Source organism: Streptomyces violaceoruber (genome assembly GCF_033406955.1).
GTDB classification, from domain to species: Bacteria; Actinomycetota; Actinomycetes; order Streptomycetales; family Streptomycetaceae; genus Streptomyces; species Streptomyces violaceoruber.
On record NZ_CP137734.1, the window covers coordinates 8,597,209 to 8,621,095 of the forward strand.

The window sequence follows — 23,887 nt, forward strand, 5'->3', positions numbered from 1 at the left end:
TCACACGCCTTTCACGTCGAGCTGGCGGCGCAGGTAGAGCCAGGAGGCGGCCAGCACGATCACGGTGAGGACGACCGCGATCGCCGCTCCGGCGCCGGGCCGCAGTTCGAGGAAGGTCTCGTTGTACATGGACACGGCGAGTGTCTCGGTGGCCCGTCCGGGGCCGCCCTGGGTGAGCACCCAGATCAGGTCGAAGGACTTGAGGCCGTTGACCAGGCTCATGCCGATCACGATGATCGACACCGGGCGGAGCTGGGGCAGCACGATGTGGCGGAACTGCTGCCAGCCGCTCGCGCCGTCCAGGGCACCGGCCTCCAGGGTTTCGGGCGGGATGGACTGCAGTCCGACCAGGAAGAGGATGACGGCCACGCCGGTGGCCTGCCAGGCGTTGGCGAGGATCATCACGACCGTGTTGCCCGGCCAGGTCAGCAGCCAGCCCTGGGCCAGCGAGTCGAGCCCCAGGCCGGTCAGGACCTGGTTGACGGCACCGTCGGTGGTGAGCATGAAGTTCCACACCACCGCCACCGCGGATCCAGAGAGCGCGTAGGGCAGCACGACGCACAGCCGCGCGAGGCGTGAGAACCGGCCGGCGTTGGTCATGCAGGCGATCGCGAGCCCGAGCACGAACGGCAGCGCGACCGTGCCGACCACCCACATCAGGGTGTTCTGGATGGAGCGGGACAGGGCCGGGTCGGACGCGAACAGCGAGTAGTTGTCGAACCAGCTGAACGGAGAGGTCCGGGTGTCGCTGAAGAAGCTGCGGTAGATGGTCCATACGAAGGGGGCCAGCAGGAACAGCGCGACGAGGAGGACGGCCGGAGCCATGAACCCGCCGGCCGTCACGCGCTCACGCGCGGTGGCCCACTTCTGCGTCAAGGGGGGACGCCGCGTCGGGCGCCGGGTCGGTCCCGGTCCGCCGGCCGGTGTCGGCGGGCGCCGGTCGGTCACTGAGGTGCTCATGCTTCGTCTCGCTTCCAGGCCGCCCATTCGTCGAGTGCGCGCTCCTGCATCCGGCGCAGGGTCGTGGCCGGTGAGGTCTGTCCGGCCATGAATCCGCCGAGGTCGTTGGTGTTGCCCTGGATGAGGCTGGGCGGGCCGGCCTCCCAGTAGCGGACCAGTGCGGTGCGGCGGTTGCGGGCGACGTCCCGCTGGAGTCCGGCCACCACCGGATTGCCGGCCCGCACCTTCGGGTTGGCGGAGCTGTCCTGGAGGAAGTCGCTCCACACCCGCTGGACGGACGGGTCGAGCCACGCTCCGACGTTCGCCATCGCCGCCTCGTGGGAAGAGGCGCGGCTGGGCACCACGAAGACTCCCGACTCGGCGATCACGCTCTTCGGGGTGGCGGGACGCACCGTCGGCAGGATGAAGGCGCCGTAGTCGGTGCCGGGCTTCATCCCGGCCGCCGACATGCCCGACGCCTGCCAGGTGCCGTGCAGGAACATGCCCACCGTTCCCTCCTTCAGCGCGCCGGGGCCGCGCGCCTGGTCGAAGTCGGGAGACGTCATCCAGCCCTTGCGCATGAAGTCGTGCCAGATGTCCATGGCCCGGCGGGCGCGGTCGTCCGTGTAGGAGGCCTCGCCGGCGACCAGCCGCTGGTAGAAGCCGGGATCGACCTTGCTGACCAGCTCCTGGAACCACTCGATCGCCGGCCAGCTGCCCACCTGGCTGGCGAGGAAGGGCGTGATCCTGTTGCGCTTGAGGACTTCGGCGCAGTGCAGCAGCTCGTCCCAACTGCTCGGGGCGGACAGGCCCAGCTTCCCGAACACCGGCTTGCTGTAGAAGAGCACGTAGTACGACTCGTACAGCGGGATGCCGAACACCTTGCCCCGGTAGGAGACGGACTCCCGCGACGTGCCGCGCACCCAGCCCTTGGCCGCGTACCCCTTCCAGACGGGCGTCAGGTCGGTGAGCCCGCCGGCGCGCGCCAGGCGCTTGAGCTGGTAGCCGGACGCCCACTTGACCAGGTCGGACGACTTCGAGGTCTGCAGGGTCATCTGCACGACCTGCTGGTACGACGTGACCGACGGATTCGACAGCGGCCTCAGCGTGTACCCGGTGATCTTCTCCAGTTCGCGGCCGGCCGCCCGGTAGCCGTCGTCCCAGGTGGCGTTGTCGTTGGAAATGCTCGTGGTTCCCGGCTGCGCGGACGTGCTGGCTCCTCGCGCGCAGCCCCCGGCCGCCAGAGCGGCCGCGCCGGCGGCCACCCCGGTGAGGAAGCGGCGCCGAGCTAGCGGCACGGCCGCACTGCTGGTCCTGCCCGATGCTGACATTGATCACCTTCACGGAATCGGGCCACCTGCATGGCCGGATGTGAATCACAGGACGTGTGCGGCGTCGGAGAGACCCCGGAGCAGCCCCGGTGCGTGTTGCGTGGAGGTTAACGACACCATTCCGTCGGTAGCAAGACTTCGAAGGGAAAAGAATCCCCCCGCATGGAGAGGGTTATCAAAAATGCAGGTCAAGTGGGCGGTCGAGGCTCCATTGGGTCATGAATCGACCGTGGACACCTCCAGCCAAGCACTGTTATCGTTAACGCAAGTGGAGCCGAGTAAGGAGCAGATGTGCCCGCGTCTCGTTCGTACGACCCCCTCCCCAGCTACCAGCCGGTCGACGGCCGGGTGACCGTCGGCTGGCCGGCCCTGGCCGCGGATCTGCCGCCGGGCCCGCTCGTCCTGGCGGTCGACGGCCCCGCGGCCCTCGACTGGACCGCGCTGGCCGACGGCCTCGCGGGAGCCGTACGCGCCGCCGGTCGTGACGTCGAACCGATCGATGTGCGCGGCCACTACGCGGCGGCGGCCGACGAGCGGATCACGGCCCTGCCGGTCTCCGCCGACGACCCGTTCTTCACCCCGCTGTCCCAGGCGCGGGTCGCGGACCTGTTCGACTCCCCTCCACGGCCCGAGCGGCCCGTGCGGGACGGAGTGGCGCTGGTGTACGGGCCGGGCGCGTCACTGTGCGGGCCGGATCTGCTGTGGTACGCGGACCTGCCGAAGCGGTACGCCGAGGCGGCCGTGTCCAAGGGCGAGCTGCCCGTCGGCGTCAACCTGGGGCGCCCCGCCGTCCCTGGCGACCTGGTGCGCCTGTTCTACACCGACTGGCCCGTACTGGACCGGCACCGCGACGCGATCGCCGGACGGATCGACCGCTGGATCGACGTACAGAACGCGGACGTCCCGACCGCACTGGACGGCGCCGCACTGCGCAGCACGCTGGCACACCTGGCCCGGGGCCCGGTCCGTACCCGTCCGTACTTCAACTCCACCCCGTGGGGTGGCCAGTGGGCAGCGAGTGAACTCGGCTTCACCCCGCAGTCGGGCAACACGGCCCTGGGCTACGAGCTGATCGCGCCCGAAGCGGGGGTCATGATCGGTGACAAGGACGCGGCCCAGGTCGAAGTCCCCTTCCAACTGCTGTGCGTCGCCCACCCCGAGGACATGCTCGGTGTGGACGTGCACCGTGCCTTCGGTACCTCCTTCCCGATCCGGTTCGACTACCTGGACACGATGGGCGGCGGCAACCTGTCCCTGCACCTCCACCCGCGGGAGCGGTATATGCGGGAGGTGTTCGGCTGGCCCTACACCCAGCACGAGACGTACTACGTCACCGCGAGCGAGGACGGTGCCCGGGTGCTGCTCGGCCTCACCGGTCAGGCCGACCTCGACGTCATGCGGCGCCAGGTGGAGGACTCGATAGACAACGGCACCCCGATGCCCGTCGAGCAGCACATCCAGTCCCACCCCGCGACGGTGGGCCAGCTGTTCATGATCCCGGCGGGCACACCGCACGCGTCCGGCGCGGGAAACCTGGTGCTGGAAGTGAGCGCCACCCCCTACCTGTACTCCCTGCGGCTCTACGACTGGCTGCGCAAGGACGCCGCCGGTGCCTCCCGGCCCCTGCCCTACGAGCATGGCTTCGCCAACCTGGACACGGCCCGGCGCGGTGAGGACGTCACGAAGGACCTCATCCAGCAGCCGCGTCCGCTGCGCTCCGGCGAGGGCTGGCGCGAGGAGGTCCTGGGCGCACTGCCCGACATGTTCTACGCGGTGCACCGCCTCGTCGTGGCGCAGGGCTGCGACATATTCGACGACACCGCCGGGCGCTTCCACATCCTCAACGTGGCCGCGGGCGAAGGCGCCGTCATCGAGACCCGCGACGGCCGCACCCACACCCTGGCCTTCGCGGAGACCATCACGATCCCCGCCGCGGTCGGCCCGTACCGCGTCCGCGCCCTGGGCGGCGACGAGGTGCGGATCGTCAAGGCGCTGGTGGTCGAACCGTGATCACGGCCACCACGAGACACGCGTCGCGGCCGGTCCCGGTGCTCGACATCGGCGGTACGCACGTCACTGCGGCCCTCGTCGACCCCACCGCGAGCCGCCCCGTGCCCTCCCCGGTGATCCGCAGGCCGCTGCGGGCCCACGCGGACGCCGACGCCGTCCTCGACGCCATCGCCCGGGCCGCCCTCGCACTGCCGGCCGGGCACAGCCCGCGCTGGGGCGTGGCGATGCCCGGCCCCTTCGACTACGCCACCGGCGTCGGCCGCTTCGCCGACGTCGGCAAGTTCGAATCCCTGAACGGCGTCGACGTCGGCGCGGGCCTGCGCGAGCGCCTGGCCGACCGGTGCGAACGGCTGCGCTTCCTCAACGACGCGGACGCGTTCGCCGTCGGCGAGTACGGCTCCGGTGCCGCCGCGGGACACGACCACGTCGTCTGCCTGACGCTGGGCACGGGCGTGGGGTCCTCCTTCCTGTCCGGCGGCCGTCCTGTCCATTCAGGTCCCCTTGTCCCGCCCGGCGGACACGCCTACCGCCTGACGGTGCACGGCCGGCCACTGGAGGACACGGTCTCGCGGCGCGGCATCCGCGCCCACTACGCCCGCCTCACCAGCGCGACGGGGGACCAGCACCTCCCCGACGTCCGTGACATAGCCGCGCGCGCCAGGAAGGGCGACGCCGCCGCACAGGAAGCCTTCCGCTACGCTTTCGACGCACTCGGCCAGGCCCTGGCTCCATGGATCGACCGCTTCGAAGCCACCGCAGTGGTCATCGGTGGCTCCATGGCCCGGTCGTGGGACCTGATCCACCCCGCGCTCACCACGGGGCGGGCACCGGCCGACGGACCGGACGTACCTGTTCTGCCGGCCCGGCAGCCCGAGGAGGCCCCCCTGCTCGGGGCCGCCCACTGGGCACAGGGCACGCCGGACGCGCCATGAGGACAGGGGGACCGGGTGCAGGAAGGCAGAGGAAGGGACAGGAGCATGACCGCTCGCCGAGGCAGTGGGCCGACCATGCACGACGTCGGCAAGCTGGCACAGGTCAGCGCCATGACCGTCTCGCGTGTACTGAAGGACGACCCCGGCGTGTCGGAAGCGACCCGCGAGCGCGTCTTCGCGGCGGTCGACCGGCTGGGGTACCGCCGCAACCAGACGGCACGCAGTCTCCGCCTCGGAGGCAGCGGAATGATCGGCCTCGTCGTCACCAACCTCGCCAACCCCTTCTACTCACGCCTCGCCCTCGGCGTCCAGGAAGTGGCGACCGAGTACGGCCTGCGCGTCGTGCTCAGCAACTCCGGCGAACAGGCCGACCGAGAACCCGGACTGATCGACGGACTCGTCGATCACCAGGTCGAAGGACTGATCGTCGTCCCGGCCGGCAGCCGGCAACAGCATCTGGCCCGAGCCATGCGGCACGTCCCCGTCGTTCTCGCCGCACGACCGCCCGCCGGACTCGACACCGACTGCGTCCTGGTCGAGGACTTCCACGGCGCACGCGAGGCCACCGGCTGCCTCCTCGCCGACGGACACACCCGCATCGCCTTCCTCGGCAACCCGCCGGCGCTGTACACCGGCGCCGAACGGCTGCGCGGATTCTGGGCGGCACACGAGGAAGTCGGCGTCGAACCGGACAACGCCCTCATTTGCCAGGGCCTGGTCGACTCCGCGACGGCGGAGCGCGCGACTCTCGACCTGCTCGGCCGGGCCGAACGCCCCACCGCGCTGTTCTGCACCAACAACCGCATCAGCCAGGGAGCGATCCGGGCCCTGTACAAATCCGGAACCACCCTGCCCGTCGCCGGTTTCGACGACTTCGACCTGTCCGACGTCCTCGGTCTGCCCCTGACCCTCGTCTCCTACGACGCCGACGAGATCGGCCGCCAGGCCGCACGGCTGCTGATCGACCGACTCGAACAGGACGACGAAGCGGCGCCGCGGGCCTCCCGCCGCGTCACCGTCCCCACCCGCGTCGTCCGCCACGGCGCACCCTCCGCGGACGGACCGGGGCAGCGCCCACCAGCGCCTGACACCAGCGTCTGACATCCCGTCAATAAGCCTCCGACCGCCGACGGCCGACCGCCGAAAGGCCGACCCATGAGCTTTCCCACCAGCATCACCGATCACCCGATCGTCCAAGAGGCCGTTCACCGGCTGGACGACCTCGGCGACCCGCGCGCCGGTCAGACATTGACCCGCTGCCTGAACGACACCCTGGCCCGCACCATCAGGCCGATGCCCGACGGCACCGCCTTCGTCGTGACCGGCGACATCCCCGCCATGTGGCTGCGCGACTCCTCCACGCAGATGATGCCCTACCTGGCACTCCTGAAGGACGACACCGCCCTTCAGCACCTCCTGCTCGCCGTGCTGCGCCGCCAGTTCCAGCAGATCGCCCACGACCCCTACGCCAACGCCTTCAACGCCGAACCCTCCGGGCGGGCCCACGACCCCGAGGACCTGTGCGGGGACCCGTGGGTGTGGGAGCAGAAGTACGAAGTCGACTCCCTCGCCTTCCCCCTGCTGCTGGCCCACCGTTTCTGGGCGGCGACCGGGCGGACCGACCACGTCCCCGGGATGCTCAGGACCGCGCGCACCGTCATCTCGGTGTGGCGCACGGAGCAGGACCACGAACGCCTCTCCACCTACCGCTTCCGCCGCGAGAACGGCCCATCGAGCGACACGTTGCCGAACGCGGGACGAGGAACGCCCGTCACCCGGACCGGGATGACCTGGAGCGGGTTCCGGCCCAGCGACGACGCGTGCGCCTTCGGCTATAACGTCCCGGCGAACCTCTGCGCCGCCGCCGCTCTCGACGGCGCCGCCGAACTGGCCCACCACACGCACGACACCGAACTCGCCGAGGACGCCGCCCGACTGGCAGCAGAGCTGCGCGCGGCCACCGCACGGCACGGCACCGTGCGCCACCCCGACTTCGGTTCGATATACGCGTACGAGGTGGACGGCAACGGCAACGCGGTACTGATGGACGACGCCAACATGCCCGGACTGCTGTCCCTGCCCCTCGTCGCGAACATCCCCACCACGGACCCGGTGTACCTCGCGACACGAGGGTTCGTCCTCTCACCGCGGAACCCGACCTGGTATCGGGGCACAGCGGCCGAAGGCATCGGCAGCCCGCACACGCCCGACGAGCATATCTGGCCCATCGCCATCGCCATACAGGGGCTGACCAGTAACGACACCACTGAGCGCAGGTGGGCACTGACGACCCTCCTTGCGACCGACGCGGGCACCGGCCAGATGCACGAGTCGTTCCACAAGGACGATCCCCACCGGTTCACCCGCCCCTGGTTCTCCTGGGCCAACGCGATGTACGCCGAACTCGCCCTGGACACCGTGGGACTCGGCACCCGGCCCCTGTGGCAGGCGGGGACTTGAGTCCGGCACGGCACCGCCGGCACGAGGCGTCCGCCGGCCGCTGGAGAGCGCACGTACCGGTGGGATGACCGATGTGCGGACGCCGGGGGAGTGGCCATGGTCCTCGGGACATCGCCGAGCGGTGGTACATCACGCCGGGCACCGTGGGAACCCACATCGAGTACATCCTCGCCAGGCTCGGCCTCCCCGACCGTGCAGCCGCCTTCGGCCTTCGGCGGGGGACCGCCCTCAGGCGGCGGACGGGACGACGACGACCTTGCCGTGCACCGCCCCTTCGGCGGCACGGGAGTGCAGCGCCGGCAGTTCGGTCAGCGCCACCCGCTCGGTGACGGCGACGCGCAGCTCGCCGCCGACGATCAGCGCCACCAGCTGGTCGACGTCGCTGCGGACGAACAGGTCGATGCCCCGTACGCCGCGCTCCTCGTCGCCGGGGGCGGGCATCCAGACCGTGGTGTTCACGACGACCCCGCCCGGACGGACCAGGGTGACCAGCGCGGCCAGTTCGGCCGGGGCGACCGGGGCGAGGCTGAGCGCGATGTCGACCGGCTCGGTCACAGCCGCGGTGACGTCGGTGGTGGTGTGGTCGATGATTTCGTCGTCACCGGCCGATGCGACCGCCTCGCGGCTGCGCGGGCTGGCCGTGGCGATGACGTGGGCACCGGCGTCCTTGGCCAGCTGCACCGCGTAGCCGCCGACCGTGCCTCCGGCGCCGTTGATTAGCACGCGTTGCCCGGCCGTCAGCCTGCCGCGGTTGAACAGCGCCTGATACGCGGTCAGACCCACGACATCGGCCAAGGGGACGCTCCTGGGCGCCGGTGCCAGCGCCTCGGCGGGTGCGAGGACGTACTCCGCGGCGGCTCCGTCACCGTCCATCGGCAGGAAGTCGATGACGTCGTCGCCGACCGCGACACCGCCCACGCCTTCGCCCAGCGCGTCGACCGTGCCGGCGACATCGATGCCGGGAGTGTGCGGCAGTACCACCGGGATGGGGCCCCGCATGAAGCCGCCGCGGATGTTGCCATCGACGGAGTTGAACGACGTCGCGGCGACGCGGACCCGGACCTCACCGGCCCCTGGGAGGGGCTGCTCCACGTCCTCGTAGCGCAGGACGTCGGGGGCGCCGTACTCGTGGAAACGTACTGCCTTCATTTCGGTTCACACCTTCGCTACGAAGCTGCGGACGGTTATGCTTCGAATTCGAAGCAACTGTGACAACAGTGTTGCCGACGTAGCCGTTCGCGAACGTGTTTCCCCAGTCTCAAGCGGGGTCCAGTTCGCGTTGTCTACGGTGCGGAACCCGCCGAAGGGGCGAGCGTGGGAGTCCCGCACCGAGCGTGGCCGTGGTGGCGGTTACCCCGGACGTCGCCCTCTTCAGGGCACGTGTGAGTTTCGAGGACGTGTTTCCTCCGTTGCAGCCCCCGCGTCCCAGGCGGGATGTGTCAGCGGCAGGCGCCGACAGCTTGGACGTGGAGGCGCTCCAGGGCGTCCAGGACAACGGTGTCCCAGTGCCAGGACAGCCACCGGCCGACATCGGTCCCCGTCTGCTGCAACGCGGCGAGTTGGAGGCGGCTGAAGCCGTGCAGGGGATGTGCGTGGTGGGAGGAGACCATGCCCAGCACGTGGCCCTTGACGGTGATCAGGGGGGACGCTGTGGGCGGCCCTGCTGCCCGTCTGCAGGATGGCCTGACGGGGTGCCTCGTCGAATACGGTCGCGGTGCCCACGTCCCGCACTGTGATCTGCCGGCGGGCGGAGGCCGCCTGCGCCACGACCTCGCGTCCAGGTCCGGTGCCGGGGTGCGAACGACCGCGTCGGCGAGTGTGTGAAGCTTGACGTTGGACTGCTGCGACGAGGTCTTGAGCAGCTCGAACGCCGCATCGGCGCATTCCAGGCGGTACCGCCTGGCGAGGATGTCCTGGGCGCGGGCGACGCTGGCGTGCCCCAGCGCGCGGTTGCGTCGATCGAGCTGCTCCTGTGCCCAGCGCGGGCCCTTCTGCGCGGCCGGGACCGATCCGGGGTGCGACGTCGGGGCGGCCTCTCCACTCGGGTACGGGGGCAGATGGCCCATGGGAAGCTCCAATGCGATGCGGTACGACAGGCACAACGAAAGACCGCGACCGCTTCCTCCACGCCGGCCGCGGGCAGCACCTGCTTCCCAAGCACTGCAACCGACCCTAACCGAGACCGGCTCGACCCGCGCAACCCAGCAGGTCCCCAAATCACAGTCATCGAGCGGTCATCACTGCCTGGCCGCCGGGCGCCGGGATTGGCCTGCCTCGTGCCTATCGGTGCAGCGCCCGACCACGCGGATGCGGCGTCGTCCAGTCAGGCGACTTCGCCCCACTCGCTTCGGGAGTCGGCGTCGCCCTCCGGCGCCTGCCCGTGTGCGGCCCTCTCGCGGGCGCGGAGGCATGCCCAGGCGAGGGCGGCCGGGCCGGTGAGATACCAGGGCAGGGGCCACAGCACGTGCCACCAGATGCCTCGCGGAGCCAGGAGCAGCTCCGGTCACGTCCGCTGGAGTGGTGTATCGACGGCCACTCGGTGATCTCGTTTCGAGGCTATGCGGTGAGTTCGGTGGGCAGGACGGTGTCGTCGGTTTCTGACTCGATCGGGTGGAGTCGGGCCTTGGCGAGGAGCTCGCGGCACATGTAGCGGCGGGCTTTAGAACTCCTAACGGAATGAACCGGTGACCCGCTTGGCGCGCCTGAGTGAGTAGATCACTACTCTGCATGGGTGCTGTCCTATGACGAGTTGACCTCGCCGGAGCGCGAGCTGTGGGATGCCTTCCCTGAGGGGCGTCGCGTTGACCTGCGCACAGGAGTACCCGACACGGACGCTCCGCCTGCGGGTGACCGGTGGGGCCCCGACCGCACTGTCCGCGCGGCCGTCGTGGCGACGCTGTTGCTCGGCGCGAACGACGACCGATCTGGCACCGTAGCCGCCTTGCGACTCACCGGGGCGCGTATCACCGGTCGTCTCAACCTGTCCGGGACGGAGATTTGTCACACGTTCTCGTTGCAGGGCTGTCGGCTGGACGAGGCGGTGCAACTGCACGGTGCAACGACTCGGACGATCGAGATAACGAACAGCTGGGTGCCGGGGATCAACGCCCGAGCTCGCCCGGATCGAGGGTGACCTGGACCTGAGGCGGTCGACTTTCGAAGGCGGCTCCCTCATACTCGTTAACGCTCGCATGGCCGGGAATCTGCTGATCTCGGATGCCAGGATCTTGGACCCGGAAGAGTGGGCAGTGCGCGCGGGCGGCCTTGTCCTGAATGGCGGCGTCTTCGGCCAGCGGCTCACCACGCAAGGCGGACTGCGGCTGCCCGGCGCACAGCTGCTCAGCGGCCTGTTCCTGCAAGGCGCACGGCTGGGGAACACCGCGGGCGTTGCACTTGCCGCAGGAGGTATGGCCGCTTCGACAGTGGACTGTTCCCAGGGGTTCGCCGCGCAAGGAGGCGTACTGCTGCGAAGGGCCCGAATAGAAGGTCTGCTGACCTTCGAAGGAGCCCAGCTGAACGGTGATGGCGTAGCCCTGGACTGCGTATCCATGCATGTGGGCGACTTCGACTACAGAACCGCAACACCGCTCTCTGGACTGGTGGATCTCCGGTCCGCACAGGCCACCTGGTGTCAGGACAGCGAGCAGAGCTGGCCGAGGGAGGTGCTCCTGGAAGGGTTCACCTACGGGTCCATCCGATTCTGGGACGCCCCGTCCGCGGCAGGCGACGACGGACCGCCCACGAGGGATGGGGTGGCCCGTCGCCTGGCCTGGCTTCGCCGGAATCCTGGCTATGTCCCGCAGCCGTATGAGCAACTCGCGGGCTGGTACCGGCAAATCGGCCATGACGATGACGCCCGCCGCGTGCTCCTGGCCAAGCAGCGCCACCGGCGTCTCACCCTGTCCCCATCGGCCCGGGCATGGGGGCACCTGCTGGACGTGACCGTGGGCTATGGCTATCGGCCCTGGCTGGCTGGCGTCTGGCTCCTCGCGCTGACCCTACTGGGTACGCTGGCCTTTAGCACTCACTCTCCCAGCCCGGTCAAACGAGACGAAGGCAGCCCGTTCCAGCCCCTCGTCTACACGCTCGACCTTTTGATCCCCCTCGGTGGTCTGGGTCAGCGCACGGGGTGGTATTGGCCGAACAGTAGCCTCCAGTGGCTGTCCTACCTGCTGATCGCCTTCGGCTGGATGCTGACCACCGCCATCATCGCCGGTATCACTCGCACCCTGCAGAAAAACTAGTGAGCAATAGTTGAGTTCAGCCGTCGCCAGCAGAGCAGTGCGCATCCGAGGGTGAGGAAGGCTTCGTGGATGTCGTTGCGGATCTCCCAGCGGATCCGTAGGCGGCGGAAGCAGTGCAGATGGGCGAACGCACGCTCCACGACCCAGCGTTGCGTGCCGAGTCCGGAGCCGTGCTCGGTGCCCCGGCGGGCGATCAGTGGCTTCACGCCGAGATCCCAGACCAGGCGGCGGTACTTGTCGTGGTCATAGCCGCGGTCAGCCAGCACCACGCCCGGACGGCGCCGGGGTCGGCCGCGCTTACCCCGCACGGGCGGCACGGCCTGGAGGAGCGGGATCAGCTGGGTGCCATCGTTGCGGTTGCCCCCGGTCAAGGTGACGGCGAGCGGAATGCCGGTGGCGTCGGTGATCAGGTGGTGCTTGCTGCCCGTCCTGCCCCGGTCGACAGGGCTTCGTCCTGTCTTGGAGCCCCCTTTAGCGCCCGGATGTGGGAGCCGTCGACCGCCGTACGGGAGAAGTCCAGGGCGTTCGCGCTGAGGAGCTCGGCAAGGAGGAGCTCGTGCAGCCGAGGCCGCACCCCGGCCTTGGTCCACTCGGCCAGCCGGCGCCAGCAGGTCATGCCCGAGCCGAAGCCGAGTTCCTGCGGTAGCTGCTCCCAGGCGATCCCGGTGTGCAGCACGAACAGGATGCCTTGGAACACCGACCGGTCAGGATGCCGCTTACGCCCGGGGTGCCGGGCCCGACGCTCGACCTTCGGCAGCAATGGCTCGATCACCGCCCACAGCTCGTCGTCGACTTCCCATGGCTTCGGCCGCGCCACCCCGCACCCCCGGATAATCCGTCCCGGAGTGATCCAACCATCTTGAAGATCATTCCGTTAGGAGTTCCTAAAGAGCGTTTTATCCCGATAGGTATTGCTTCGTTACAGTCCAGCTGGCGGACTGCTCCGGGTCGGCTGAGGCAGTGGACGTCTGTTGTGGCAGATGGGGCAGGTGACGTCCTTCAAAGGTCCGTTTCGGTCTCTTCGCTCCTGTCTGATCCCAACACGCCCCCTGTCACACCTGTTTGCGCCCTGTGGTGGGGTGGCCGTCATCGGTATTACAGAAACATGCCTCGCAGACAGCGGGTGTATCAGAGTGACCTGTCCGATGCCCGTTGGGAACTGCTGGAACCGACTCTGACCGCCTGGCGGGCCGAACGAAGAGGGAAGAGCCTGGACATCGGCCGACCGCCCGAGCATGACCTGCGTCGGATCATGGACGCGATCCTCTACGTTGACCGGACCGGGATCCCCTGGCGGTACCTGCCGCACGACTTCGCCCCGTGGGAGACCGTCTACGGCTACTTCGCCGCCTGGCAGAAGGACGCGATCGTCGACCAGCTCAACGGACTCCTGCGGCGCCTGGTCCGGGAAGCCGAAGGCCGCGACGCCGAGCCGACCGCCTGCGTCCTGGACGCCCAGAGCATCAAGACCTCCGCGAACGTCCCGGCCGCCGGCCAGGGCATCGACGCGGGCAAGAAGATCGCAGGCCGCAAGCGCCACATCGGCGTCGACACACTCGGCCTCCTCCTGGCCGTGCTGGTCACCGCCGCCAGCGTCTCCGACAACGTCGGTGGCATCCACGTACTCTCGAACATCGCCGCAGACCACCCGCGTGTCACGAAGGCATGGGCCGACACGGGCTACCGCACCTAGGACTTGTCCGGCCGATCATGTTGCTGGTTAGGGTGCGAGCGTGTCGAAGACGAGCGTGAGCAACGAGACCAGCAGCAGGCTCTGCCTGTGGGTCGAGCCATGGGGAACCGATCACTGGATGCGTCCGGGCGAGGAGTTCACGGTGGTGACGAAGACGGAGGCGGAGGAGTCGCCGTTCAATGTGGTCGTGCATGGTCAGGGCATCACGGTCTGGGTGAACTCTGGCGACGATGCCGAGGTCTTCGACAAGAACGGAGGCCAGGTGCCGTGTGGGCACCAGAGGCCAGCCGAGGGCGTTCTTTGAGCTGCGTCCCGGATCTTCAGGTCCGGAGCCAGATCGCCACGGCTGCCGCTGTCGCGGTGCCAAGGTAGACGTAACCGCGCTTGTCGTAACGGGTAGCGACAGCTCGGGACTGCTTCAAACGGTTGATAGTCCGTTCGACGGTGTTTCGCTTTTTGTACCGCTCCTCGTCGAAGCCCGGTGGCCGCCCACCGCGTGAACCCTTGCGCAGACGGGCCGCATGGCTGTCGGTCTTCTCCGGGATCGTGTGCCGGATGCCCCGGCGCCGCAGGTACTCGCGACACGGCCCGTTGCTGTATGCCTTGTCCGCGGCGAGGCTGTCCGGCTTCTTGCGTGGCCTGCCCGGGCCGAGTTTGGGGACGCGGATCTTCTCCAAGACCGGCTTGAACTGGGTGCAGTCGGCCCTTTGACCTGGAGTGATGACCAGAGAGAGCGGACGGCAGCGGCCGTCCGCGCTCAGATGGACCTTGCTGGTGAACCCGCCCCGCGAACGACCCAAGCCCTCACTTCCAGCACCACCTCCACCAGGCGGCCGACGAGGCTCTGCCACGGCGTCTCGTCCTGGTGTTCCACCTCGTCGTCCCCCTTTGAGGCGGGCGCAGGGGGCGGATCGGTGCGGGCGCCGGCCGCGTGCTGATGGGCTCGGACGATGGTGGAGTCCACCGAGATGTCCCAGTCGATTTCACCTGCCGCGTCTGCTGCAGCCTGGACCTGCTGCAGCAGACGTTCCCAGGTGCCGTCGGCTGACCACAGCCGGTGGCGTTCGTAGACGGTTTTCCACGGGCCGAACCGCTCGGGCAGGTCCCGCCACTGAACGCCGGTCCGCACCCGGTGCAGAATCCCGTCGATCACCTGACGGTGATCCCGCCACCGGCCGCAACGACCGTTACTCACCGGCAGGAAGGGCAGCAGCCGTTCCCACTCGGCATCCGTCAGATCTCCCCGCCCCATGTCCGCATCAACGACCTGTGGACGAAGTAGTCACATGATCGGCCGGACAAGTCCTAGGCCGTCGAACACGGCGCCACCCTCGGCATCGACGTCGAAGTCACCCGACGCGATCCTGCCCAGAAGGGCTTCAAGGTGATTCCGCGGCGCTGGGTCGTCGAGCGGACCTTCGGCTGGCTCATGCACCACCGCCGCCTCGCCCGCGACTACGAGACCCACCCCCACCGCTCCGAAGCCATGATCAAGGTGGCCATGGTCGACCTCATAAGCCGACGACTCACTCGCGAATCGACCGCGAACTGGCGCGACGCCTGAGCGCACCAAGTCAGAAGGAAGAGCCCTGAACAGGGCAGTGCCAGTCAGCCGAGTCGATCGCGTTCCCCTCCACGTCGCTGAGGTGGAAGCAGTTGCCGTTGACCCACACCGCGACCGATTCGGGCTGATGGTCGACCTGGAACGGCTCGTCCCCACGCAGAGTCCCGGCCCATGAACCATCCGCTGCAGGCGAGTGGGTGACAACGACCCACGTCTGCTTCGGGAAAATCTGATACGTATCGGCCCAGGGCTCAACGGTCAGCTCCAACGTCGCGTCACCGCCGTTGCTGATCAGTAGCCGCGCTGTTCCCCCGGTGGCCATTCGCGGCGCACCCCCTTGCCTCAACGGACGATCCCGCACGCAACACCGGTCCTTGTGGGCTTTCAGGACCCGATCGTGGCACGCACGTTCACCTGATCCAAGCGGCTGCGTCGCCCGACTTATCAAACAGCCCTGTCGGGACAAAACGCTCTTTTAGCGCGGTCAGAAGTTCGGTCTGCACAGGGCCGGGCAGGTCGGCACCTCGGCCGTGCTGGAGGATGCACTCGGCCAGTGCGGAGAGCTTGATGTTGGTGTGCTGGGAGACCTGGCGCAGCACGGCGAAGCCGTCCGTAGGACTTATCCGGCCCAGGGCGACGAGGACTCCGATGGCCTGGTCGACCACGGCGTGGGAGGTGACCGCCTCGTGAAGCTGTCTGTTCTCCGCCCTCAGTCGTTCCAGCTCCGCACTCATGTCCTCTCCTGCGGGCGCGGAAGATGATCCGGACCGTGCAGGAAAAGACATGCGAGTCACCGCCTGCACTGTTGGGACTTACCGGCTCCCCTGCCCGTTTCATCTTGCAACAACCCCTATCCCGTCGCTCGCGATCCTGGGCCGGCAGGAGCACCCTGGAGGTATGAGTCGCGCGCCCGTCGTCGTGCACCGGCCCTCGATCTCCGGGAGCAGCAGGGTCAGCGCGCACCGATACGGCCGGGACGAGATACTCGGCACCGTCTGCAGCGATCACGACCTGGTGGTGTTCCTTGAGGGCGTCGGCATCGACGAAGCCGTTCCGGACGACCGTCGCTGGGTGGAGTGGCGCGGCGGCCCGGCTCACGAATTCCGTGCCGCCTGACCAGACGCGCACAGAGCGAGCGGGCGTGAAAGGCCTCAGGCATGACCTGGACGCTGCCGGAACCAACGCTCACCACGCCGTTTGCCGAGCTCGTCCTGCCCCGCGGAAGCGACGCAGAGCTCCGCAACCGGGCCGGGCCAGGCAACGGCCCGGCCCAGCGTCGGGCACAGCACTGTCCTTGTGTGCGGCGCGCTGCCTCAGCCGGGGGTGGCGCGCCGCCGGCTGCACCCTGCCAAGCTGGGATGGCAGGTGGTGGCAGGTGTCGATACTCCAGCTCCCGGATTGCCCGACTTCTCACCCCTGTCGACTTCTCCCTTGCCAAGTACCCGGGAAGCCGGGTGACGGACGCCCCGCACGCTCCGGTGCCAACGGCTCTGAACCCCGTACCGTTCGGCGGCGGCCCCACCAACGTGGACCTACACCTCAAACCGGAGAAGTTTGGCAACGTCTTCCTGAGCGACCGGCTCGATCCGAGTCGCACCCAGGTGCCTGCCGCCGCTCAGCGGCCTGCGACCGCCGCCTCCGGCAACGAGCCCACACAGTCCGTCGCGTGGAAGACCATCCCGTCCTGGTTCCTCGTCGCCACCGACGACCGCACCATGGGCACCGACAACCTGCGTTTCATGGCGAAGCGTGCCAAGGCCACCACCGTCGAGGTCGACGCGCCGCACGCCGTCAAGGAGACCAACCCCGACGACGTGACCAAGCTGATCCTCCGGGCCGCGGGCGACTCGCGGCCAAGCCTTGCCAAGACCGGCACCAGCGGACGGACCGCATTCCTCGGTGGCGCCGCGGTGCTCTCCATCGCCGCGGGCCGCCATCGTGATCCGCGCCCGCCGCACCTGACGGATCGGTCTGCAACCGTTGCGCAGAGCCTGCACGGCAGCATCCCGACCGACTCCGCGGTCCTGGTCCCGGGAGGCGGCGGACGTGCTGCTCGGAGCGGGCACCGAACGCTGTTTCAGGTGAAACGGTATCGGGTGACTTGGCGGCGGTACGATGCCGTCATGGCCGTTCACGCTTCCTCCCGGGACGCCGCGTCGCGCGCGAGCGACCGCCCCGGAGACGTCTCGCCGTTCGCCCTGGGGCTGCTGCTGCGCCGCGCGCACTGGCGCGCGGCGGGGGTGATGTCTGAGGCACTGCGGCCGCTCGGGATCGAGCTGCGGCACTTCGCGGTACTGATCGTGCTCGTCGATCGCGGCCCCACGGTGCAGCGGGACCTGGCGGCCGAGACGGGGACGGACAAGGCGGGGATCATGCGGGTCGTCGACGACCTGGAACGCAGGAATCTCGCCGTGCGCAAGCCTGTCCCCGGGGACCGCCGGGCACGGGCGGTGGAGATCACCCCGGCGGGGCTGGAGCTCTTCGACGCGGCCCATGTCGCGGCGGAGCCGCTGGCCGAAGGGCTGGTCGCCGACCTGGGCCCCGACGACACCGAACGGCTGACGCGTCTGCTGACCCGCCTCGCGCATCCGGGCGGCAGCGACGCCTAGGTTGTCGTTTGGATCTTGGCCTGGTCGCGGGCTGGCAGCAGGGCGCCGTTGCCCGGAGCCGACCTGATTCAGAACGACACACCCTGAGGCGGCGCCGCGAGCCGCTCCGGTCGGCGGGCGGGTCAGCCGCGGGCGTCACCTGCCGTTGTCCGCGGTGAGACGTTCGGTGAGCTCCTTCGCCTTGGTGACCGCCTCACTGTGGGCGCGCTCCCGCGAACTTTCGAAGAGCGGGAGCAGTTCGGACATGGCCGGATTGCGCGGGGCCATGGTGAGTTCCGGGACGATGAACTCCAGGTCCAGCCCCAGGGTGCTGCGCAGAACGGCCTCCAGGTAGTTCTGCACGAACTCGAAGTCTTCGCGCGGGGTGCCCGGCGCGTAGGAGCCGCCGCGGCTGGCGACCACCACGGTGGGGGTGCCCTGTGCGGAGGGTGCCTCGCCGGCCGTGCGGCCGAGCAGGAGCACGCTGTCCAGCCACGCCTTGAGGGTGGATGGGACCGTGTAGTTGTACATGGGCGCCCCGATCAGGATGACGTCCGCCCGCTCCAGCTCCTCGATGAGCTCCAGGCGCGCGGCGAACGCGGCGGACTGGCGCGTGCTGCGCTCGGACGGGTCGGCGTAACCGGCGGACCAGGCGTCCGCGGTGATGTGCGGGACCGGGACGGCGGCGAGGTCGCGGTAAATCACTGTGCCCTCCGGGTGCTGCTCCTCCCAGGTTCGGCGGAACGCGGCCGTGACGGACCTGGACGCGGACGCCTCGGCCGGGAACACGGACGAGTCGATGTGCAGAAGCGTGGCCATGGGGTTCTCCAGACAGCGGTATGGCGCCCGGAAGCGGCCGGGCGCTGGTCAGGCTCAGCATCTAGTTATACACGAGATGGTCGCGAATGATACCGTCATCATCGCAACCATGATCTTGAGTGACTAAGGAGATGTGACCTCATGGATGTCTACGAGGCGGTCAAAAGCCGGCGATCGGTCCGCCGCTTCTCCGGCCGGCCCGTCCCGCGAGAAGTCCTCAAGCGCGTGCTGTCCGCCGCCGCCTGGGCGCCCTCCGGATCGAACCTCCAGCCCTGGCACGCCTTCGTACTCAGCGACGGTCCACTGGCCGCCCTGAAGAAGCGCGCGGGGGCTCGCCTGGCCGCCGGTGACCCCTTCGACGAGCCGGAGTACGAGCAGTACCCGCAGCATCTGAAGTCGCCGTACCGCGAGCGGAGGGCTGCCTTCGGTGAGCAGCGCTACGGCGCCCTCGGCATCGCGCGCGAGGACACGGAGGCGCGCCAGCGGGCCGCGTCCGGCAACTGGGAGTGCTTCGGGGCGCCCGCGGCGCTGTTCTGCTACATCGACCGCGACCTGGGGCACCCGCAATGGTCCGATGTTGGCATGTTCCTGCAAAATGTGATGCTGCTGCTGCGCGAGGAGGGTCTGCACAGCTGCACACAGATGGCCTGGGCGAAGTTCCACAGCACCGTCGCCGAGACCGTGGCCCCGCCGCCCGACCTGATGCTCTTCTGCGGAATGTCGATCGGCTACGAAGAGCCCGCGGCGAACTCTGCGCGCACGGGCAGGGCCGCCCTGGGGGAGACGGTCACCTTCGTCGACGGCCCGTGAAAGTCCATTCTTCGGGAGCATTCGGAGCGCCGCATGCCGCCGGCGCGCACACAGTGGTTCCCGGAGCCACACGTTTCCGGGAAGAGGAGAAGCACGTCATGAAGATCGCGGTCATCGGCGGTACCGGGCTGATCGGCGCACAGGTCGTCGAGAACCTGAACGCCGCCGGACACGAGGCGGTACCGCATTCGCTGTCCACCGGGGTCGACGTCGTCAGCGGCCAGGCGGTGGACCGGGCGGTCGAGGGAGCCGGCGTCGTCGTCAACCTGACGAACAGCCCTACCTTCGACGACGCCTCCCTGGCCTTCTTCGAGGCCTCCATGGGAAACCTGCTGGCCGCGGCCGGGGACGGTGGGGTGGGGCACTTCGTCATCCTCTCCATCGTCGGCGTGGACAAGGTGCCCGAACTGGACTACTACCGCGCCAAAGTGCTCCAGGAGGAGCTTCTGAGGGGCGGCGCCGTCCCGTACTCGATCGTCCGGGCCACCCAGTTCATGGAGTTCATGGACGCGGTCCTGACCTGGACGGCGGACAAGGACAGCGTCCGGCTGCCGGCCACGCCCATCCAGCCGATCGCCGCTAAGGACGTCGCCGCCGCGGTGGCGGAGGTCGCGGTGGGCGCGCCACTGAACGGCATCCGCAACATCGGCGGACCCGAGGTCTTTGCCCTCGACGACCTCGGCCGGCTGATCCTCTCTCGCAAGGGCGACAGCCGCACGGTGGTTACCGACCCCACTGCAGGGATGTTCGCGGTCGTCAAGGGCGACGTGCTCACCGATACGGACGCCCGTCTGGCTCACACCCGGTACACCGACTGGCTCTCCTGAGCCGTGACGACACACGGGGTGGCGGGTGCGGCGGTGCCGACGCTGCTCGCCGCCCCGACGACCTTCGACGCTCCCCGGACTTCTCACACCTGCCCGGTCAGAAGGGGGACAGAACGCGCAACCGGGCACCCATGAAATGACGTATCTATTTCTTCGGCAGCCCCTCGAGGGCAAGATCCCCAGGCACATCAACTCCGCCGGCAAGATCGCGCCGGCACCCGGCACCCGGCACCCGGCACCGGCCCACCGCCGGTACGCCACCCGCACCCCGCCACGCCAACGCTGAGTCTCACCCGTTGGCGGGGCGTCGTGCTGCAGCGTCGACCGGATACCCTCTACGGCCGGCCTCGTGCCGGCGAGCCTTCGGTGATTGGTGAGTGTCACACCGGAAGCTCGGATCGTCAGGGCAGCGGCCGCTCTGCCGCTTGGCTCCTGCAGTGGGCGCGGATCAGTTCCACCACCGTGTTGGCGGTGCGGGCCAGATGGGTGCGGCCGTCGGGCAGCAGAGTGCTTCGGCTGATGTAACTGCGCGGTCCGACGTGGGTGGCCGGGTCGAACCGGTGCACCGTGACGTTCCCCGCGCGGACGGCCCGGTTCCAGCCGCTCCCGCGGAACAGCGGCCAGCGCTGCGGGAACATCCAGGTACCCACGCGCTCGATCCGATCGGCGGAACTGGTGAGCCGGTGCACGTGCTCGGCGCGTGTCAGGTCATTGGCGCCGTTGTGGAAGCCGCCGAACATGATGAGCAGCAGGGGGCAGTCGAGCCGCTCGCGCAGTTCGTCGACGGCGCCGGTGGCCACCTGCGCACCGCCGCTGTAGCTCAGCAGGACGACCGGGACGCCGCTGCCGGGCCGGTAGCCGGCCAGTCGCAGCTGGGTGGCGATCTGTGAACCGACGGCCCGGTTGTACAGCGGCCGGTAGCGGCGGTCCGCGGCCACGAAGATCTGCATTACGTTGTGCAGGAAGAGCACCAGTCCGACGCGGCGGCGCAGCCACGACCACACCGGCCGGTCGGCGAGCGGGTCGGCCAGCGGGGAGTACGGCTGCACCTGGCCCAGCACCCGCAGTTCCGGCGCACCGGCCAGCACGGCCCTGACCAGTTGCCCACCGTCCCGGCTGTCCCGGACGCGGCGTTTGCCTATCCCGTCCAGATAGACGAGATAGGCGCCCGGAGGGCGGTCCGGGTCGGCGCCCCGCGCGTACGGGACCCCCTCCGGGAGTTCGGTGACCGGCGCCCGCCAGCCGGCGCCGTAGGCCAGCACCTCGTAGCGTGCCAGCAGGCCCTCGGCCAGCAGGGCCGGTCCGAGAGCGACGGCCCAGAGCAGGAAGTCGTTCATGAGGTCTCCGCCGTGTCGGTGACGCTGATCCGCACGACCAGCCGCCGAACGCCCTCGACCGTGACACCGAGCGCAACGCCGGCCACGGCCACGCAGCCGGCCGCGGTCCACCAGCCGAGCCCGGTCGCCGCGGACAGCGGACCGGTGAGACCGGCTCCGACCCCCATGAAAAGCAGCAGGTGGAGCAGGGGGCCGAGCAGCGGGAACGCCAGCACGGCCGAAAGCACGAGGGGCGTGACGAGTCCGGGTGTCCAGTCCAGCCCGTCACCGGGCGACGGCGAGGCCGGCAGGAGCTCGGCCAGGGTCCAGGCCGTCAGCGGCCAGAGCGCGAAGACGGCGCCCTCGACGACCGCGCCGGCCAGGACCAACCGGACGATCCGGCTGCGCGGCACCCCTCGGCGGCGTACGGCGACAGGGGTGACGCGTCCGAGAGCCTCGGACAGCCCGGCCAGCATCAGCAGAGCGGCGACGGCGGGTGTCATCGTCAGCCTCCCTGCGGATCGACGGGAGCAGGGTGCACCGGCACCGCACCGGTCGGGCGCAGGTATCCCTCGAGCTCGTCGGCGGCGCGCCGGTAGCCGCCCGCCTCATGCTGGGTGGCCCGCAGCCCGGACGTGGCGGCCCGGTATCGGGAGTCCTCGAGCAGGCGCCGTGCGACGGCGCGTACGGAGTCCTCGGTGATGTTCTCGGTACGGATCGACAGTCCGGCTCCCAGCTCCACGACGCGCCGGGCGACCATGGGCTGGTCGGCGCCCTGCGGGACGAGCAGGAGCGGGACGCCCGCGAACAAGGCCTCGTTGACGCTGTTCATGCCGCCGTGGGTGATGAAAAGCGCCGCGCGGTCCAGCACCTCCAGCTGCGGCACGGAACGCCGCGCGAGTACGTTGCCCGGTAGCTCGCCCAGGGCGGCGGGGTCGGTCTGCCCGGTGGAGACCACCACGGTCCCGGCCAACGGGGAGAGCGCCGTGGCGAACGTACGCAGCAGCAGGGGATCGGCGTTGAAGACCGTGCCCAGCGAGGCGTAGAGAACCGGGTCCCGGAGCCGGTTCACAGGGAACGACGGGTCGTCCGGCCGGGCTCCGATGCTCGGACCCACGAACCGGTAGGACCGGTCGAACTCCTCCACGGCGGGCTGGAACGCGCGGGAGGTGTACACGAGGTTGAGCGGCTGCCGGATGTCCGCCAGGTCGACCAGCGGCACACCCGTCGCGGCGAAGCGGCGGCGCAGCGCCAGCCGGGCTCCCACGTAGCCCGCCAGGTTCCTGGGGCGAGCCGCGGCCCCGGCCAGCAGCTCCCGCGAGGCGCGGGTGGGGCTGGGCACATGACGGTTGTAGGCGAACGTGGTGAACGACGAGACCGCCGGAAGGCCGAGCACGCGGGCGGCGAGTGCCCCCCACGGGCACGCGCTGTCGTGGACGATCAGGTCGGGGCGGTCGTCGCGCAGGTCGGCCAGGACGGCGGGAAGCAGATCCAGGGAGGTGCGGGCGAGCGCCTCCATCAGTGTGATGGGCGCCGGGGGGTCGGGAAGAGGCTGGTCTCCTCCCGGGTACAGACGCACGTTCGCGCCGGTGGCGGCGATCTCCTCACGGAAGGCGGGGAACGTGTGGTAAGTGACAGTGTGGCCGCGACGGACCAGCTCAGCCGCGACCGGCAGCGTCGGGTTGATGTGACCGTGCATGCCGATGTTGAGGAACGCGAGCGTACTCACAGGCCGGCCCCCGCAAAGGGGGGACGCGGTGACCACCACGTCGTCACCGACGCGACGGCGTCGTGCCCGGCCCGGCAGAGGACTGGTTCGTCGACGCTGAGTTCGTCGAGGAAGCGGCCGGCCGCAGCGGAGGCGGCCTCGATGAGCCGCTTGCTGTGGCGGAAGTCCCAGGGCGCGGGCCAGACGTCCGTGCCGGCGGGCAGGGCGACGGTCGGGAGCCGACCGGACACCTCCGCCAAGTCCCGCTCGATCTGACGGCGCAGGCCCCGGTCGGTGGAGATGCCGGCACGCGTGGCCGGGAAGCCCGGCTGGTACACGTCACAGCGGCACAGCTGGGTCCACACGTGCCCCAGCCACGGGGCGGCACGGTCGGGGCGCGCCGCCGCGATGGCTCCGTTCAACGCCCCCACCGAGGTACCGGTGATCATGTCCGGACGGAATCCGCGCTGTTCCAGGGCATGCCCGACGCCCGCGTGAACCGCTCCGCGCACCCCGCCCGCGCCTACCTCCACGGCCACGGGTCGGGGGAGGGCCGCCAGAGCGACCGTCCCGCTTCTCGGTCCTCCCTCGCCCGAGTCTGTGCACGGTGACGGGTCCCGGCGGCGGGTCAGCATCATGGTCTCCC

The 23,887-nt window shown here is 69.5% G+C and carries 24 protein-coding genes and 3 pseudogenes; 13 read left to right on the forward strand and 14 right to left on the reverse strand.

What is annotated here, in order from left to right; translation table 11 throughout:
• Both R2E43_RS38735 and R2E43_RS38740 read right to left on the reverse strand, forming a co-directional pair.
• Window positions 1–960, reverse strand: a complete 960-nt coding sequence (locus tag R2E43_RS38735; protein WP_030872739.1) for a carbohydrate ABC transporter permease — start codon at window positions 958–960, stop codon at window positions 1–3.
• Window positions 957–2,270: an ABC transporter substrate-binding protein gene (locus R2E43_RS38740; protein WP_011026821.1), complete on the reverse strand. Its 1,314-nt coding sequence runs from the start codon at window positions 2,268–2,270 to the stop codon at window positions 957–959. Before R2E43_RS38740 ends, R2E43_RS38735 begins: the two co-directional genes overlap by 4 nt.
• A 291-nt stretch (window positions 2,271–2,561) precedes the next feature.
• Here R2E43_RS38740 and R2E43_RS38745 point away from each other — a divergent pair, with 291 nt between their 5' ends.
• Genes R2E43_RS38745 through R2E43_RS38760 form a run of 4 tightly spaced genes read left to right on the forward strand, consistent with a single transcriptional unit; the run spans window position 2,562 to window position 7,672 of the window.
• Window positions 2,562–4,280 carry a class I mannose-6-phosphate isomerase gene (locus R2E43_RS38745; RefSeq protein ID WP_319130468.1) on the forward strand — a complete coding sequence of 573 codons (1,719 nt, stop codon included), beginning with the start codon at window positions 2,562–2,564 and terminating at the stop codon, window positions 4,278–4,280.
• The gene (locus R2E43_RS38750; RefSeq protein WP_011026819.1) at window positions 4,277–5,212 is read left to right on the forward strand and encodes an ROK family protein; all 936 of its coding nucleotides are present in this window, start codon (window positions 4,277–4,279) and stop codon (window positions 5,210–5,212) included. The genes R2E43_RS38745 and R2E43_RS38750 overlap by 4 nt, the downstream gene beginning before the upstream one ends.
• Before the next feature lie 45 nt (window positions 5,213–5,257).
• Window positions 5,258–6,313: a LacI family DNA-binding transcriptional regulator gene (locus tag R2E43_RS38755; protein ID WP_161269927.1), complete on the forward strand. Its 1,056-nt coding sequence runs from the start codon at window positions 5,258–5,260 to the stop codon at window positions 6,311–6,313.
• A gap of 54 nt (window positions 6,314–6,367) precedes the next feature.
• A complete protein-coding gene (locus tag R2E43_RS38760; RefSeq protein ID WP_030872745.1) occupies window positions 6,368–7,672 on the forward strand; it encodes a glycoside hydrolase family 125 protein in 1,305 nt (434 codons plus the stop codon).
• A gap of 228 nt (window positions 7,673–7,900) precedes the next feature.
• On the opposite strand, the gene R2E43_RS38765 is transcribed toward R2E43_RS38760, so the two are convergent.
• The 3 genes and pseudogenes from R2E43_RS38765 to R2E43_RS38775 all read right to left on the reverse strand — a co-directional run.
• Window positions 7,901–8,821 (reverse strand): NADP-dependent oxidoreductase, encoded by a 921-nt coding sequence (locus tag R2E43_RS38765; protein WP_332057085.1) that lies wholly within the window; start codon window positions 8,819–8,821, stop codon window positions 7,901–7,903.
• Between the two features lie 290 nt (window positions 8,822–9,111).
• Window positions 9,112–9,291 (reverse strand): hypothetical protein, encoded by a 180-nt coding sequence (locus tag R2E43_RS38770; RefSeq protein WP_234328738.1) that lies wholly within the window; start codon window positions 9,289–9,291, stop codon window positions 9,112–9,114.
• A 192-nt stretch (window positions 9,292–9,483) separates the two neighbouring features.
• Window positions 9,484–9,738 (reverse strand): annotated as a pseudogene (locus R2E43_RS38775) (ANTAR domain-containing protein); the annotation flags it as partial.
• A gap of 665 nt (window positions 9,739–10,403) precedes the next feature.
• Between R2E43_RS38775 and R2E43_RS38780 the strand changes: the two are divergent.
• Entirely contained in the window at window positions 10,404–10,805 is a 402-nt protein-coding gene (locus R2E43_RS38780; RefSeq protein WP_319125367.1) for a hypothetical protein, read from the forward strand.
• Between the two features lie 58 nt (window positions 10,806–10,863).
• Window positions 10,864–11,916: a hypothetical protein gene (locus R2E43_RS38785; RefSeq protein ID WP_319125366.1), complete on the forward strand. Its 1,053-nt coding sequence runs from the start codon at window positions 10,864–10,866 to the stop codon at window positions 11,914–11,916.
• Here the strand turns inward: R2E43_RS38785 and R2E43_RS38790 are convergent.
• Window positions 11,913–12,733 (reverse strand): IS5 family transposase gene (locus tag R2E43_RS38790; RefSeq protein ID WP_408649134.1). Its coding sequence is split into 2 segments (ribosomal slippage): window positions 11,913–12,391 and window positions 12,391–12,733, totalling 822 coding nucleotides; the frame shifts between segments, so codons are not numbered across the junction. The two genes, R2E43_RS38785 and R2E43_RS38790, sit on opposite strands and share 4 nt — an antisense overlap.
• Before the next feature lie 288 nt (window positions 12,734–13,021).
• On the opposite strand from R2E43_RS38790, the pseudogene R2E43_RS38795 reads away from it, so the two are divergent.
• Together R2E43_RS38795 and R2E43_RS38800 are read left to right on the forward strand one after the other, a co-directional pair.
• Window positions 13,022–13,603 (forward strand): annotated as a pseudogene (locus R2E43_RS38795) (IS5 family transposase); the annotation flags it as partial.
• 46 nt (window positions 13,604–13,649) lie between these two features.
• The gene (locus R2E43_RS38800; RefSeq protein ID WP_332055754.1) at window positions 13,650–13,913 is read left to right on the forward strand and encodes a hypothetical protein; all 264 of its coding nucleotides are present in this window, start codon (window positions 13,650–13,652) and stop codon (window positions 13,911–13,913) included.
• 16 nt (window positions 13,914–13,929) lie between these two features.
• On the opposite strand, the gene R2E43_RS38805 is transcribed toward R2E43_RS38800, so the two are convergent.
• Window positions 13,930–14,861, reverse strand: a protein-coding gene (locus tag R2E43_RS38805; RefSeq protein WP_408649106.1) for an IS5 family transposase whose coding sequence is annotated in 2 segments (ribosomal slippage) — window positions 13,930–14,526 and window positions 14,529–14,861 — 930 coding nt in all. Because the reading frame shifts where the segments join, the coding sequence is not laid out codon by codon here.
• Window positions 14,862–14,921: 60 nt separating this feature from the next.
• Between R2E43_RS38805 and R2E43_RS38810 the strand changes: the two are divergent.
• Window positions 14,922–15,173 (forward strand): annotated as a pseudogene (locus tag R2E43_RS38810) (transposase); the annotation flags it as partial.
• A gap of 10 nt (window positions 15,174–15,183) precedes the next feature.
• Here R2E43_RS38810 and R2E43_RS38815 read toward each other — a convergent pair.
• Window positions 15,184–15,495, reverse strand: a complete 312-nt coding sequence (locus R2E43_RS38815) for a hypothetical protein (RefSeq protein ID WP_030872760.1) — start codon at window positions 15,493–15,495, stop codon at window positions 15,184–15,186.
• 88 nt (window positions 15,496–15,583) lie between these two features.
• Window positions 15,584–15,907, reverse strand: a complete 324-nt coding sequence (locus tag R2E43_RS38820; RefSeq protein WP_011026809.1) for an ANTAR domain-containing protein — start codon at window positions 15,905–15,907, stop codon at window positions 15,584–15,586.
• 163 nt (window positions 15,908–16,070) lie between these two features.
• Here R2E43_RS38820 and R2E43_RS38825 point away from each other — a divergent pair, with 163 nt between their 5' ends.
• Together R2E43_RS38825 and R2E43_RS38830 are read left to right on the forward strand one after the other, a co-directional pair.
• The gene (locus tag R2E43_RS38825) at window positions 16,071–16,289 is read left to right on the forward strand and encodes a hypothetical protein (RefSeq protein ID WP_332057086.1); all 219 of its coding nucleotides are present in this window, start codon (window positions 16,071–16,073) and stop codon (window positions 16,287–16,289) included.
• A 338-nt stretch (window positions 16,290–16,627) separates the two neighbouring features.
• Window positions 16,628–17,782, forward strand: a complete 1,155-nt coding sequence (locus tag R2E43_RS38830) for a MarR family winged helix-turn-helix transcriptional regulator (RefSeq protein ID WP_332057087.1) — start codon at window positions 16,628–16,630, stop codon at window positions 17,780–17,782.
• 135 nt (window positions 17,783–17,917) lie between these two features.
• On the opposite strand, the gene R2E43_RS38835 is transcribed toward R2E43_RS38830, so the two are convergent.
• Complete coding sequence (locus tag R2E43_RS38835; RefSeq protein ID WP_011026806.1) at window positions 17,918–18,580, reverse strand: FMN-dependent NADH-azoreductase; 663 nt, start codon at window positions 18,578–18,580, stop codon at window positions 17,918–17,920.
• Between the two features lie 141 nt (window positions 18,581–18,721).
• Here R2E43_RS38835 and R2E43_RS38840 point away from each other — a divergent pair, with 141 nt between their 5' ends.
• Together R2E43_RS38840 and R2E43_RS38845 are read left to right on the forward strand one after the other, a co-directional pair.
• Window positions 18,722–19,390 (forward strand): nitroreductase, encoded by a 669-nt coding sequence (locus R2E43_RS38840; protein WP_011026804.1) that lies wholly within the window; start codon window positions 18,722–18,724, stop codon window positions 19,388–19,390.
• 98 nt (window positions 19,391–19,488) lie between these two features.
• Window positions 19,489–20,217, forward strand: coding sequence for an SDR family oxidoreductase (locus R2E43_RS38845; protein WP_332057088.1), 729 nt, complete (start codon window positions 19,489–19,491; stop codon window positions 20,215–20,217).
• Window positions 20,218–20,618: 401 nt separating this feature from the next.
• On the opposite strand, the gene R2E43_RS38850 is transcribed toward R2E43_RS38845, so the two are convergent.
• The 4 genes from R2E43_RS38850 to R2E43_RS38865 are packed head-to-tail and all read right to left on the reverse strand — an operon-like array spanning window position 20,619 to window position 23,780.
• Window positions 20,619–21,554: a hypothetical protein gene (locus R2E43_RS38850; RefSeq protein WP_011026802.1), complete on the reverse strand. Its 936-nt coding sequence runs from the start codon at window positions 21,552–21,554 to the stop codon at window positions 20,619–20,621.
• Window positions 21,551–22,036, reverse strand: coding sequence for a hypothetical protein (locus R2E43_RS38855; protein WP_030872775.1), 486 nt, complete (start codon window positions 22,034–22,036; stop codon window positions 21,551–21,553). Before R2E43_RS38855 ends, R2E43_RS38850 begins: the two co-directional genes overlap by 4 nt.
• A gap of 2 nt (window positions 22,037–22,038) precedes the next feature.
• Complete coding sequence (locus tag R2E43_RS38860) at window positions 22,039–23,262, reverse strand: glycosyltransferase (RefSeq protein ID WP_011026800.1); 1,224 nt, start codon at window positions 23,260–23,262, stop codon at window positions 22,039–22,041.
• Entirely contained in the window at window positions 23,259–23,780 is a 522-nt protein-coding gene (locus R2E43_RS38865; RefSeq protein WP_332057089.1) for a patatin-like phospholipase family protein, read from the reverse strand. The genes R2E43_RS38860 and R2E43_RS38865 overlap by 4 nt, the downstream gene beginning before the upstream one ends.
• Window positions 23,781–23,887: the final 107 nt, after the last annotated feature.